The following is a 14,160-nucleotide window of genomic DNA, read 5'->3' as shown; positions in this document are numbered from 1 at the left end:
TTTCTTTCCCTGCTTCTAAAGAATAAAAAGGGAAGAAAATTGATCATGAAGCGAATATAGGAAAAAAATAACTAAGCAGGGTCCATTTGACTTCTAATACTTTATTCCATGACTTTTAAATTTAATACCCTGTTTTTATCAAAACCTGCTGTCCGTATAGCAACTCGAAAGACTGAGTGACGGTTACTCCAGTTCCTTTATGATTTCGCCAAGTCAAGCGGAAAGTGATGGAGACACCGTAGGGAACCAGATCGGGTTCCAGGTTATATAAATATATCTTTATAACATTACTATGCCATAGTTATATTGGCAGTTTTTTGTTTGAATGTACGATTATGTATGATTTTCAATGTACTTGTCTTACTTTTTAAGACTTTATGGCCTCAACATGAGTGCCGATGAGGATCCTAAAAAAACCCTCCCTATTTAGCACCTTTCATAAGGCCCATCCTAGGGCCTGTACAACTGTACTACGTAACGTCATACGGTATCAGCAAGGCTACTATCATAGGGGGATTTGGTGGATTGGAATAGTATATTATATGCTCAATATTTCAGTTAGTGTCTAATGGTCATACATATCCGCATAAGCCCCCGATCCCCTGAACATGTTTGGACTATTCAGCCACAAAAACTTAATTCGCCCCCCGGAATTCTTGATTTTTAAGAAGGGTCTTTATGATACCGAAAGGATGGGTGCTATCCATTAATGGACAAAAAAAGGCCAGCATTTCTTGAATGCTGACTCTAGGTTTTTATGAAAATCCTCTGAATGAGGGTACTTCTTTAAAGCATTTTATTGATACTTTTCATAAAGCCTGTCGTAACGGCGGATAATTTTCCCTGAGCTTCCTTCATCGAGCTTCCTTGAACACCGAAATAAAATTTTATTTTAGGTTCTGTTCCGGAAGGGCGTAAACATACCCATGTCCCATCTTCAAGAAAGTATTTTAATACGTTCGACTTTGGGAGTTTGATGTCCTCTTCCCTATTTGTCCCATACATGTATTTTTTACTGCTGAGATAATCCTCTTGAATCACGACTTGATGACCAGAGATTTGATTTGGTGGATTACTCCGGAATTCATTGAGAATCGCTTGAATTTGCTTCGTACCTTCAATTCCTTTTAAAGTCAACGACCGTAAATCTTCCATATAGTATCCATATTTATCGAATACATCCAGTAAACCTTCGTACATCGTTTTACCTTGCTTTTTGTAATAGGCACAGACTTCCACTGCCAGAATAGTAGCCTGTATGGCATCCTTATCACGAGCAAAATCTTTGATCAAATATCCATAGCTTTCTTCATAGCCAAACAGGAAAGAATGTTCTCCACTTGTCTGGTATTCATTGATTTTTTCTGTAATGTATTTAAATCCAGTTAAAACATCTACAGTTTTTAAACCATTTTGCTCAGAAATCGCCCGTCCTATTTCTGAAGTCACGATGGTCTTTAATACGACTCCATTTTGAGGAAGGGTCCCTTTCTTTTGTTTTTGTGAAATTAAATAATTCAAAAAGAGAGCGCCAGTTTGGTTGCCTGTTAATACGACATAATTTCCAGCATTGTTCTTCACGCTAATTCCAAGCCTATCCGCATCCGGATCGGTGGCAATCAATAAATCAGCATTAACACGGTTCCCCAGCGCAATGGCCAATTCAAAAGCATCATGTTCCTCTGGATTAGGCACTTTAACAGTAGGAAAATGAGAATCAGGCAATTCCTGTTCTTTAACAATATGGACATTTCGATATCCTAGATCATGCAAAGCACGTTTTACTGATTTATTGGCTGTACCATGAAGCGGTGTAAACACCAGCTTTACATCGATTTCATCTGCTAACTTTGAATCTTCCGGAATAGTGAGCAAATGCTCGTTATAAGCAGTATCCAGCTCCTCGCCAATGATTTGAATGAGCCCTCTGTTCTTTAGGGCTTCTTCTTCCTCCACTACAATGGAAAGCTCACTTTCAATCGCGTTCACGTAATTAATGACTTGATCCGCCGCCTCAGGAAGTAGTTGTGCCCCATCTGGACCATACACTTTATACCCATTATATTCAGGCGGATTATGACTTGCTGTAATGACGATCCCTGCAAATGCACTCAGCTTACGTACAGAAAAAGAGAGCTGTGGGGTAGGGCGTAATTCATCAAATACATAAGCTTTAATTCCCTTTGTGGCCAAAGTCTTGGCTGCTTCCAATGCAAATTCGGGAGATTTATGTCTTGAATCGTAAGCAATTACGACTCCTCTGGATTTTGCCTCATTCCCAAACGATTGAATATATTCAGCAAGTCCTAAAGTCGCTTTACGAACAGTATAAATGTTCATCCTATTCGTACCTGGACCCATTTCCCCTCTCATACCACCTGTCCCGAATTCCAAATTTTTATAAAAGGCGTCTTCAAGTGATATTTCATCATCCTTCATTTCTTCAAGCATTAAACGCATTTCATTATTTAAATTGGGATAACTAGTCCAAATAGTATATAAAGACTTCCAGTCCATGAAAATACAGCTCCTCCTGCCTGTATGTTTTTTGCTTTCTTTGGCATTTCTTTTTGATCGTAGTACACATTGCAAGCGATCAATTGAATATGAAGTCTAACCATCGTTCCTAGAGCATTAGCTCCCTTTTCTCGTTCTTCATCCCGTAACGGACGTGGTAGCATCGCCAAATGCGCTACCTCCAAAGTTGTTGGTTACACTCTAATCATTTTACCTACCAATAATTTAGAAGAGTGTCATTTATTCTTCTTTTCCTTCACGCACCGCTGTTTCCTAACTTGATTTATTTTTTCTTTTTACTCTTTTCCGTTTTCGTTTTTGTTTTCGATTTCTTTTTCATTTCCTTTTTCTTTTCCGATTCTGCTTTGGTTTTCTTTTTCGTTTCCGTTTCCGTATTCGTATTCTTTTCCGTTTCCGCTTTGGTTTTCTTTTTCTTTTCCGTTTGCGTATTCGTATTCTTTTCCGATTCCGCCTTGGTTTTCTTTTTCGTTTCCGTTTCCGTTTCCGTATTCGTATTCTTTCCCGATTCCGCTTTGGTTTTCTTTTTCTTTTCCGTTTCCGTATTCGTATTCTTTTCCGATTCCGCTTTGGTTTTCTTTTTCGTTTCCGTTTCCGTTTCCGTATTCGTATTCTTTTCCGATTCCGCTTTGGTTTTCTTTTCCGTTTCCGTATTCGTATTCTTTCCCGATTCCGCTTTGGTTTTCTTTTTCTTTTCCGATTCCGTATTCTTTTCCGATTCCGCTTTGGTTTTCTTTTCCGTTTCTGCTTTCGTTTTCTTTTCCGTTTCCGTTTCCGTATTCGTATTCTTTTCCGATTCCGCTTTGGTTTTCTTTTCCGTTTCCGCTTTCGTTTTCTTTTCCGTTTCCGTTTGCGTATACGTTTTCTTTTCTGTTGCATTTTCTGTTTTCACTGTATTTACAAGAGAATATAGTCTTTGTTGCTCAATAATTTGTTTATTGACATCAAATTTTTCTTCAATGACTTTCCGTGCTCTTTCCGTATAGTCGGTCCAAACATCTGGATTTTCTATAAAGAATTGTATGCCTTTCGCTAACTCCATATCATTTTTTTCTGGCGCTAGGTATCCTGTTCTCTGATGTTCAATTAATTCAGGGATTCCTGCGTGTCGAGTGGAAACGACAGGTACACCGCTAGCCATTGCTTCTTTTAAGGCATTAGGAATACCTTCGATATCACCATTATTAGCTGTCTGACTTGCTAGACAGAAGATATGGGCATTTTTCAATTCGTCCGAAACCTGTTTTGAATCCATAGCTCCTCTAAGAATCACAACATCTTTAAGGTTATATTCTACAATGGTGGATTTAATTCGTTTCTCATCTTCACCTGCTCCAATAATATGCAGTCTAGCATTTGGATATTGTGAATAAATGTGTTTAAATGCTTTTATAAGAGTTACAAATCCTTTTTTGTCTACAAGTCTACCTACCGATAGAACTCTTATTTCGCCTACTGTAGGAAGAGTGCGGTTAGCATAGGGGAAAAGATCTAATTCGATACCACCATATAATACATGCATATTCCTAGCCGGAATTCCTAACCTTCTTAATCCTTCTGCAAGATATTGGCATACAGGGTAATAGTGTGCACCATGTTTATTTAAAGCTGAATATCGCTTAGCATTTTTTTTGAAAATTTCCGGTCTGTCCGAACCATCTCGTCCTCTAATGCTAACAATCAAAGGAATATTATATTTTTCACATAATGGCAAAATCTCTTGTCCGTGTGATCCGTGATGAGCATGAATGGCTATGATATCTTGTTCTTCGAAGAACTTTTTTAGATCTTTAATTTTGTTTATATTATAGTAGTTTTCAAAGGGGAATTCTGTACGGTCGGTATTGTCGAATGGACCGATTACGATTGTGCGATAGTTAGTTATTTTTACGATTTGATTATATATAAAACGTTGGTGTGTTTTAATGTTTTCACTTACAAAATAAGCAATGGTTTTCATGCCACCTCAGTCCCTTTAATAAGAAATTTTCTCTTTTCGCGTTCTGCTAAAACTGAAAGTTCATGATATTTGCCTGATTTTTTTAATTTTCCTCGTTCTGCAATTTGTTTCACTTGTTTGTGAAATTCTTGAGGGAACATAGAATCGGCTTTATAAATGTCTTTATATGGCAGATCTTCAGAACAAACTTTAAAGTAGTTTTCAAACAGAGGATTTAATTTGAATAGAGGCTTTTTTGTAGAATTTCGTTTAATGGATGTCATGAGAAAATCTGACAAATTATACTCATTAAGAACTTCCAATGGAGTTTTCATATTTTCAGGATTCAAATTACTTTCTCCTTTTAATAACTTACAAAATTTTTAATTTATCTTTTTCACTTGCATTATTCGTCCATATACCCATTCTTTGGTTTTGGGTTTTTACATATTAAACTTTAAATTTATTGATTATTGATCAGTGCTGCCTAATATGCACATTGAAGTTTGACAACACCTATTTTTCACATACACCCATGACTAGTAACATTTCCTCAAGGCTGGACTTCAAAAGAGATTCCTACTTTTATTTTTTATCGATTAATATCCCATTTGGTAAAACTCACTGTTTCTTTTTCCTTATTTATTGTACTTTTTGTACCAATTTACAAAATGAGCTAAACCTTCTTCTATTGTTGTTGAAGGATGGAACCCCACATCAGCATGTAAATCGGCAATATCTGCATATGTCTCCTTAACATCCCCCGGTTGCATTGGTAAGAATTCTACTTTTGCCTTTTTGCCAATTAGTTTTTCTAATGTGTTAATGAAATCCATTAATTTTATAGGTTTATTGTTACCGATATTATAAATTTTGTATGGGGCATAGCTTGAACTTGAATCAGGGTTAGCTCTGTCCCATCCAATAGTATGAATCGGTGGTTTATCAAGTAACCGGACTATTCCTTCAACAATATCATCAATATAAGTGAAGTCTCTTCTCATATCTCCATTATTAAAAACCTTTATTGTATTCTCTTCGATAATATTTTTAGTAAAAGAATAATAAGCCATATCAGGTCTCCCCCATGGGCCATACACTGTAAAGAAACGGAGTCCTGTGGTTGGAATATTATATAAATGACTATACGTATGAGCCATTAATTCATTAGACTTTTTAGTGGCAGCGTATAAACTTACTGGATGATCCACTGGGTCTTTGGTTGAGAAGGGGATATTAGTATTTGCTCCATATACAGAACTAGAGGATGCATAAATTAAGTGCTTTACGTTATTGTGTCGACAAACCTCCAAGATATTGACAAACCCAACAAGGTTGGAATTAACATAAGAATCCGGATTTTCTATGCTATAACGTACTCCAGCCTGGGCTGCTAAGTTAATGACTATATCAATGGTTCTGTCTTTGAATAATTGATTTAATTTTTCTTTATTTGACAAATCCATTTTGTGGAATTCAAAATCAGGGTTTTCTTCTAATATCTTCAGTCGATTGTTTTTTAAAATAACATCATAATAATCATTAATATTGTCTACTCCAATAACCTTGTTATCTAGGGCTAACAAACGTTTTGTTAAATGGAAACCAATGAATCCTGCTGCCCCTGTTACTAAAATGTTCATAGCATTAATTTCAATCCTTTCTATTACATTAGGATTCTGACACTTTTTCGGAACACTGACTACATTATTTATAAAGTGATACTTTCGATTCTTTACACCAACAGAACAGAATTCATGACGGATAAAAAGAGGAAATAAACTCAAAATTCTCATTGGAGAGAGACTTACGTTTTATTCGTAAACCACTAATGTCATGCTATTTTTTTCGCTTTAAGCCTCATGAGTTATTCACTCTTATACCCGCTGTGAACTAGCACTTACTTAAGTGAGTTAATGCTAAAACCATTTTGGAAACCGGTGAATGCGAAATCATCATCGGTTTTTTATATGCTCGGTTACGGTTAGATAACTAAGACTATACAAGGGTATTTTCATTTTCATCTAATGGGATTGGTGTTTTTGTCCATTCAGCATACGTATCTGGATCTATCGCCTTTACTTGTTCTAAAAAGGCATCTAAAAAATTTCTTTCCCGCAGGTCTTTAAATAACTCGAGAGGTCTTTTTTGTTCACGTGAAAAAGAGTACACATGGTCGACTAATTTAAAACCATTCTTGGTTATAATGATATGTCGTAATGGGGCATCAATTTGTTTGAAACCTGATTTTTCCATTGTTTTCAATATATAGAGTAACCGTTTTGTGATGTCCTCAGAAAGTACAGATTGTTTTTTAAGAAACGTATTTAAATCTGGTCCTAATAGATATTCCATTAAAATATAATTGGGTCCTGTTTCAAAGACTTTCGGTATAAAGGGCAAGTCTTGACTTGATAAAAGGACCATTTTTTCCTGATTTGCATGTTCAGTTTTTCCATAAAGTTTGACGCAAGTCTCTTCAGACACTCGATAAACAGCACCTTGATGCCCTTTTCCAATGAGGGTTTGTGTTATGGCGCTATCCACTTTCACTCCATTACCTGAACCTCCTGAGTGGACTGGAATATTTCTAAAGTCCAAACTATTTTGATTGAAATAATCCTCCCACTCATTGAAGGTGTCCGGTTCAAGCTTTTTCACTTGAGCTAGGAACGAGTCCTTTAAAAGGATTATTTTCAAATCTCTTAATAATTTTAATGGTACAGGGTGTATCCTTTTGAAGGAATTCACATGGTCAATCACCTTAAGTTCCTCATTACCGACGACAAAAATATGGCGTAGAGGGGCATCTATCATGGTGAACTTTGCTTGTTTTAATTCCTTTAATATATAGAGAAGTTTCTTTACTATAGAATCAGGGATATACGTACAATTTCTCAGATATTCTTTTAAGGTCGGGGCATTAAAATATTCCATGACTATATAGTTTGGTCCTGTATCATATATCAAAGGCATAAAGGGTAGATGTTTTCCAGCTGCAAGAGCTTCTTCCTCCATTTTCGCTTGTACTGGGTCTGAATAGATTTTTACACATTTATCTTCTGAAAGTTGAAAAACTGCACCTTGAGCTCCCATTCCAATCAGCGGATAGCTTGTTGGATTGTGAATTTCCAAAGATTTTTCACCTTTGGTAACAGTAATGGTTTTAAAGTCCTCCATGATCTCCTCCTAACTGCTCATCTATGGCCTGCTGTTGAAATTTTTGAATTTTATAAAGGGCTTTTTTTACTTTTTCGGCTTTCTGAGCCTTTTTTTCTTTTTTACGAAAAGCTATTTTTTCATCTTGATCCTTAGCTCCCTGTTGAACTTTAGCTTCTTTTTCTTTTTTAATAGATGTTACAAGTTCATCTTTGACTTTATCATTAGTCTGCTGTTGTAGCTGCGGAAACTGTTTAAGTTGTTGTAACTGTGGAAGTCCTTGAAGCTGTTGTAGCTGTTGCATATAAATAAGGGCTTTTTCGGCTAATTCGGCTTTTTTTCCAGGCTTTATCGTTTCGCCATCATACTTACCTTGCTGTTGAGACTGTGGAGTCTCCTTAAGGACTTTTTTATCTTCTTGGCGCGGTGTTACTAAATATCGTTTACCTACTTTATAAGGGGCTACAAGTTCATCATAAAATTCAGCTTGTTGTTGAAGTTGTTGGGCGAGGTTAAAGTTTTGTTCTACTTTTTGACGAGCCGCTACTGTATATGTTTCCCATTTCTCTCTGTTAGATAGCATAAATTCAAGAGCATCTGCCAGTTCATCTACATTGTTTTCTTGTACTAAAACCCCTTCTTTGTTATTTGTTATTAATTCAGGGATGCCGGCATGATTGGTCGAAATCACTGGTACTCCAATCGCCATAGCTTCTTTTAATGTATTAGGTATACCTTCTACATCTCCATCGGCAGCTTCTAAGCTCGCGGCGCAAAATATATCTGCATTGGTCATTTGTTCTCGAACTTGATCTTTAGGGAGATGGTTTAATAGGCGAAAAGAGTCTCCTAAATTAAGTTGATTTGCCAATGAAATGAGATATTCTTCAAGCCCCCCTCTACCGATAATCGTCAAGGTTGCATTTGGAAATTTACCTCTGATTTTTTGGAAAGCTTGCATTAAGATGTGATGTCCTTTTTTTTCCACCAACCTACCGATGGATAGAATGTTTTGAGAATCCCCTTTATGTGGTGCCCGGTATTTGAATTCGTTAAGGTCAACGCCCCCATATAGCACTCTAATTTTTTCTGAAGGACAACCCCAAGCAATTAACCTATCTGCTAAATACTGACAAACTGGAAAAAAACGCTCCCCTCGATCAAATAGCATTTTCATGTTATCTAGATAGCCAATGGGCTGATTAGCCAGGGTTGCATCCCTGCCTCTAATACTTGTTACCAACGGAAGGTTTGTTTCCTCTTTAAAAGGAAGTAATAACATCCCTAATTGGCCATGATGAGCATGTAATAGGGAGATATTATTTCTTTTGACATATTCTTTTGGTGAGAAAACTTCATTGAGATAATGAACCTTCTCATTTAAAAGGGAAAGATCTAACATATACTTAGGTTGTCGTACCATATGAATATAATCATAATCAGGAACTTCTCGAATCTGTGAGATATATTGGGTCGGATCAACTCTTAAATTCAAATGCATAACTGTGTGCAAATAAATGATCTCCTTTCATGCATAGTAAGGCAAATTTCCTGGACCTTTTCAAGTATATTATGCAGGACTCCCTAGGTACGCATGGACTAATAACATACAGTAAAGCTAAATGACAGAGAGTATGCGTTTGTCTAATACAAAGTGGGATTTAAGTAGGTGCCATGACACTAGATCATTTACAAACAATGATAATAAAACAACATGTTATAGTTGATGTTAATCTGAAGTTTTAATCGTCGATGATGATTTTTCTTCTATTTAAGAAATATAAAAAAGTACCCAAGATACGATCAAAGGTGCTACATTGCCAGTTTGAACCTAATATACATTTTCAACATGTCTGAGTTAAAGAAGTGTTAGAAAATTTTTTTCGCTTTATGTCATTCCAATAACAATTGCTGGTCTTCCTATTGGGTAATATTCAATTTTCTTGCAGGCCCTGATTCGATCTTCTTCAAGACAATTTCTACCATCAAAAACGATTGGCCGTCTCATTGTTGTCATCAATGTTTTCAAATCTAAAAGTCTAAACTCTTTCCATTCGGTAACAATGAATACAGCATCCGCATTCACTGCCGCTTCGCGGACTGTGCTTGCAAACCTGATTGTATCCCCTAATATGTTCTTCGCATTATCCACTGCAACCGGATCATAAGCTACCACTTCTGCTCCAAGTTTGGTTAATGAACGCGCAATTTTGATTGATGGAGCTTCCCTCATGTCGTCTGTCTCTGGCTTGAAAGCGAGACCAAGCATTGCAACTTTTTTCCCTTTTAAATCTCCTAAGCGATTTATCGCTTTGGTTACAAGGAGCTCCTGCTGAAAATCATTGATCGCTACTGTTTCTTTTAACAGGGAAAAATGTACTCCATTTAAATTGGCAGTATGAAGCAACGCTTTAACATCCTTTGGAAAACAAGATCCTCCATAACCAATGCCGGGCTGTAAAAAAGCTTCTCCGATCCTTTTATCTTTTCCCATTCCCTTTGCTACATCTTTAACATCTGCCCCCACTACTCCGCATAAATTGGCAACTTCATTGATAAAGCTAATCTTGGTCGCCAAAAAGGCATTAGATGCGTACTTAATCATTTCCGCACTTCGAATGCTTGTTAGTATAAATGGTACATTTAATGGACGATACATTTCTTGTACTTTCTTAGCAGCCTCATCATCTTCAGAACCGATTATGATTCGATCTGCTTGCATCGTATCCATGACGGCAGACCCCTGTCTTAAAAATTCAGGATTTGATACCATATTAAAGGTGACACTTTCGTTACAATGTTCTTCAATGATGTTTTTAATAAAATCATTCGTACCAACAGGCACAGTACTCTTTATAACGACTACTGGACTCTGTACCAGGTTCGCAGCAATATCCTTCGCGGCCTGCACAATATAAGATAAATCTGCTCCCCCATCCTCCATTTGCGGTGTTCCTACGGCAATTATGATAATCTCGGCACCATTTAGCGCTTCTCGATGAGATGTAGTAAATAGCAGTCTACCCGCTGCAGCATTTTGAATAAGCAAATTCTCCAGACCAGGTTCATATATTGGAGAAATCCCTTGACGTAGGCTTTTAATTTTCTGTTCATCTGTATCGATACAAATGACATTATGACCTATTTCTGACAAACAAACACCAGTGGACAGCCCGACATAACCTGTACCCAAAACAGCTATTTTCATATCATTCAAGCTCTCTCTTTATAATTTGGAGGTTTTCTTTCTTATTTACATCCCTTAAATAGGAGAGTACCTCGTCTCTTATATCATCCCTGCGCAAAGCAAAGTCTATTGTTGCCTTAATGAATCCAACTTTATCACCAATATCATATCGGTTTCCCTCAAAGTTATATGCTAATACAGCCTGCTGTTTATTTAGCTCATTAATGGCATCAGTAAGTTGTAATTCATTACCATGTCCAACCGGAAGCTTGGAAAGCGTTTCAAAAATCTCGGGTCTAAAAACATAACGCCCCATTATCGCATATCTGGAAGGCGCCTCTTCCCTTTTCGGTTTTTCCACCAAAGAATCTATATGAAAAAGGTTTGGCTCAATCATTGTCCCTTTTGGCTTAATAATTCCATATTTACTGACATCCTTTTCCGGAACATTCTGAACAGCTACGACTGAACTGTTGCAATACTCAAAAACACTGATGATTTGTTTCAGACAGGGTGTTTTAGACATAACGATGTCATCCCCTAACAAAACGGCAAAAGGTTCATTTCCAATGAAGCTTTTAGCACAGAGAATTGCATGTCCTAGCCCCATCGGTTCCTTTTGGCGGACATAATAGATATTTGCCAAGCTGGATATTTTCTGAACTTCCTCTAAAATATCGAGCTGATTTTTTCTTAAAAGTGCATCTTCCAACTCATAGGATTTATCAAAATGATCCTCTATTGATCTTTTTCCTCTACCGATTATGATAATTATTTCCTCTATGCCCGAAGCTACTGCTTCTTCAACAATATATTGAATCGTTGGTTTATCAACAATCGGCAGCATTTCCTTAGCCTGAGCTTTTGTAGCAGGCAAAAATCGGGTCCCTAGACCTGCGGCCGGAATAATGGCCTTTCGGATTTTCATAAGCTGCCTCCCTTTTGTCATTCATTAATCCTTTATATGCAATAGGACAACTTACGGTCTAGTTAGTAGCCCAATTCGTCCATTTTTATTTAACAGGGGCCAGTAGGATATATATGGAAGAATTCCAATCTGGCTGTGGCCGGGCCCCGCAGCCTGTCGGTTAGTGCCCTTTAAAACATCAATTACACTTTTTAAGTAATGGATGTTGAAATGATCGATATACGGTTTGGATTAACCACTGTAGAGCTTTTTCCGGTACAGTAACCTAACCGATTTCCCTTTCTCTTTCTTTGAAAAACTCCATCGCAGGATCAGTTTTTTGTTTAATTTTAAAGGCTCTTTTCGTAAAGGTTGTTGTTTTTAAAATGAAACTATCTAAGGTTGATTGGAGCGGAAGTGCGAGACTACTGCGGGAGTGGCGGGACAGGTGAAGACCCCACAGGCGTTTACGCCGAGGGGGCTCACCGCCCGCACCAAGGAAAGCGAGCATCTGGAGGGGAAATCAACCACACCTCACTACTTGGTAAATAGCAACAAAGTATGTGAAAACAGCCATTTTAAAAAATATGACGGACTGTATTCATGATTTTGAGGTGGGAATTTTCAAATGAAAGGGGAGGTTTTTTTAATAAGAATTCGATCTATGTTGAATGGATATAGTTAAGGAATTTCACTCCTAAAGCAACAACACTTATCATCCTTTTAGAGGCTAATGCAACACTTTTACTTTCTCGGTACGTGAAGAGCAAAACTTAGCATATTGGATACAATTCTAATGAATCATTTCGCTCCATTTGCAACCTTCGTCTAGTTTCGACGTATGGCAACTACTGTGCACCGAAATCCGATGGAAATGAACTTGTTTTCAAATAAAGAAGAAGAGGCTTTAACAGCCTCTTCTTTATTGAGTTTCATCTTCATTTTTATTACCACTACTGCTATTTGCTATAAACATCGCAATTTGCGCCTTTTTTTCTACATCTAAATCAAGGGTATCGATTATGCTAAAAGGTGATTTTAATAAGGGGGGGTGTGGTTGTGCAATCTTCGTTATTTCTTGCAAGATTTTATCTGAAGTTTGATCTTGTTGTTTAATTAACTGATTCTGAAGTTGAATCTGAAGTTCCTTCTGTTGTTCTTCTTGGTGTTGGAGTTGGTCTTGAATTTTCTCTAGTGGCAGTGAACGCTTCGATATTTCGTGTAAGACTTTATCTAAATGCTCATCTTGTTGTTTAGATAATTTATTCTGGAGTTGAACCTGAAGATCCTTCTGTTTTTGTTCTTGGAGTTGGAGTTGGTCTTGAATTTTTTCCAGTGGTTGTGAAATCTTCGTTATTTCTTGTAAGATTTTATTTAAAGTATCATTTTGTTGTTTAATTAATTGATTCTGAAGTTGAACCTGAAGATCCTTCTGTTTTTGTTCTTGGAGTTGGAGTTGGCCTTGAATATTTTCTAATATATGGTTATATTTTTTCCTGTTGTCTTCCTTGTGATTATCTGTTTGATCATTTTTACCCATTAGGTTCCCACCCTTTTCACTATTTATTGGTTATGGAGGCACATTTGTATTACATATTGTGTAGTTGGAAAAATCGTCTTCCCGATTGAAATTACTTTCACCTTTTTATGTTTCAAATAACTTTTGTTGCAGAATCAGTATATGGACAATCGGAGATAGGCTATTTCACTATTTCTTAGTATTGTCGACATGATTGTGTTGCCGTTGCCGATCATAATGATAGCAATGTACTTGTAATTTATTGTGTCGGGACAACAACTGATCCATCGTAATCATTCCGGTCTATACTTCAAGAGAAATGGAAGCCCAAAAAATGGTACAGTTTAAGCAGTCTTAATCTAAATGTTTGGTATCAAATTTAGGGATGTTTGAAAATGATTCACCTCATTTTAGTTTAGGAAACCATACATGTGGTTTCCGATTTTCTTATTTGCATAGACAGATCTTTCATAGATAAATAACCATCACTTTCTTTCTATAGTTATTCAACACGCCTTTGAATGACTGAGCGTTTGTCATGTGTAGACGTTAAACTTATACATCATCAAAAAAAAAAATAAAAAAACCACTTTAATAAGGAAAAATCGTTATCTGGTTTGTAAAAATGGTTTTACGAATATTGTAATTTGTCCTAATAAATGCCGAACGTGCACTTTTAGGAACGGGAGAAATAATGCATTTCCGCCCATATTGCGAATTTTAGAGTCTGGAGAATTCCAAACTAAAAAGTCGAACTCCTTTATGTGAACTGACCCCCTAAAGTTAGACAGGTTATATCGTTAGGCAGCCTGTTGGGCATGAGCTCGGTATTGTACCGGGCTCATGCCTTTCTTACGATTAGTCAATGTCTTTGTTTGAATTAATTTATTAGTATTTAGAATGTACAGAGTGTT

The 14,160-nt window shown here is 36.8% G+C and carries 10 protein-coding genes; all 10 read right to left on the bottom strand.

The features are described 5' to 3' along the window. Positions 1-786: 786 nt before the first annotated feature. The gene (locus AC3WLU_RS00050) at positions 787-2,517 is read right to left on the bottom strand and encodes a phospho-sugar mutase (protein ID WP_413005284.1); all 1,731 of its coding nucleotides are present in this window, start codon (positions 2,515-2,517) and stop codon (positions 787-789) included. Next, the gene (locus tag AC3WLU_RS00045; RefSeq protein ID WP_413005282.1) at positions 2,469-2,687 is read right to left on the bottom strand and encodes a hypothetical protein; all 219 of its coding nucleotides are present in this window, start codon (positions 2,685-2,687) and stop codon (positions 2,469-2,471) included. The genes AC3WLU_RS00050 and AC3WLU_RS00045 overlap by 49 nt, the downstream gene beginning before the upstream one ends. Positions 2,688-2,800: 113 nt before the next feature. Further along, positions 2,801-4,495, bottom strand: coding sequence for a glycosyltransferase (locus tag AC3WLU_RS00040; protein WP_492596551.1), 1,695 nt, complete (start codon positions 4,493-4,495; stop codon positions 2,801-2,803). After that, entirely contained in the window at positions 4,492-4,824 is a 333-nt protein-coding gene (locus tag AC3WLU_RS00035) for a hypothetical protein (RefSeq protein WP_063576167.1), read from the bottom strand. Before AC3WLU_RS00035 ends, AC3WLU_RS00040 begins: the two co-directional genes overlap by 4 nt. A gap of 288 nt (positions 4,825-5,112) precedes the next feature. After that, positions 5,113-6,117: an NAD-dependent epimerase gene (locus AC3WLU_RS00030; protein WP_063577735.1), complete on the bottom strand. Its 1,005-nt coding sequence runs from the start codon at positions 6,115-6,117 to the stop codon at positions 5,113-5,115. A gap of 355 nt (positions 6,118-6,472) precedes the next feature. Further along, entirely contained in the window at positions 6,473-7,654 is a 1,182-nt protein-coding gene (locus AC3WLU_RS00025; protein WP_427524820.1) for a hypothetical protein, read from the bottom strand. Continuing rightward, positions 7,641-9,146 (bottom strand): glycosyltransferase, encoded by a 1,506-nt coding sequence (locus tag AC3WLU_RS00020; RefSeq protein ID WP_492596550.1) that lies wholly within the window; start codon positions 9,144-9,146, stop codon positions 7,641-7,643. The genes AC3WLU_RS00025 and AC3WLU_RS00020 overlap by 14 nt, the downstream gene beginning before the upstream one ends. Positions 9,147-9,521: 375 nt before the next feature. Beyond that, complete coding sequence (locus tag AC3WLU_RS00015) at positions 9,522-10,841, bottom strand: UDP-glucose dehydrogenase family protein (RefSeq protein WP_492596549.1); 1,320 nt, start codon at positions 10,839-10,841, stop codon at positions 9,522-9,524. Position 10,842: 1 nt separating this feature from the next. Further along, on the bottom strand, positions 10,843-11,748 hold the full coding sequence (gene galU, locus AC3WLU_RS00010) for a UTP--glucose-1-phosphate uridylyltransferase GalU (RefSeq protein ID WP_034306886.1): 906 nt from the start codon (positions 11,746-11,748) through the stop codon (positions 10,843-10,845). A 901-nt stretch (positions 11,749-12,649) separates the two neighbouring features. Continuing rightward, positions 12,650-13,267 (bottom strand): hypothetical protein, encoded by a 618-nt coding sequence (locus AC3WLU_RS00005; protein WP_057277581.1) that lies wholly within the window; start codon positions 13,265-13,267, stop codon positions 12,650-12,652. Positions 13,268-14,160: the final 893 nt, after the last annotated feature.

Source organism: Peribacillus sp. FW305-BF15 (assembly GCF_058783805.1).
The sequence above is the reverse complement of the archived record's forward strand: the minus strand, read 5'-3'. Positions and strand labels throughout refer to the sequence as shown.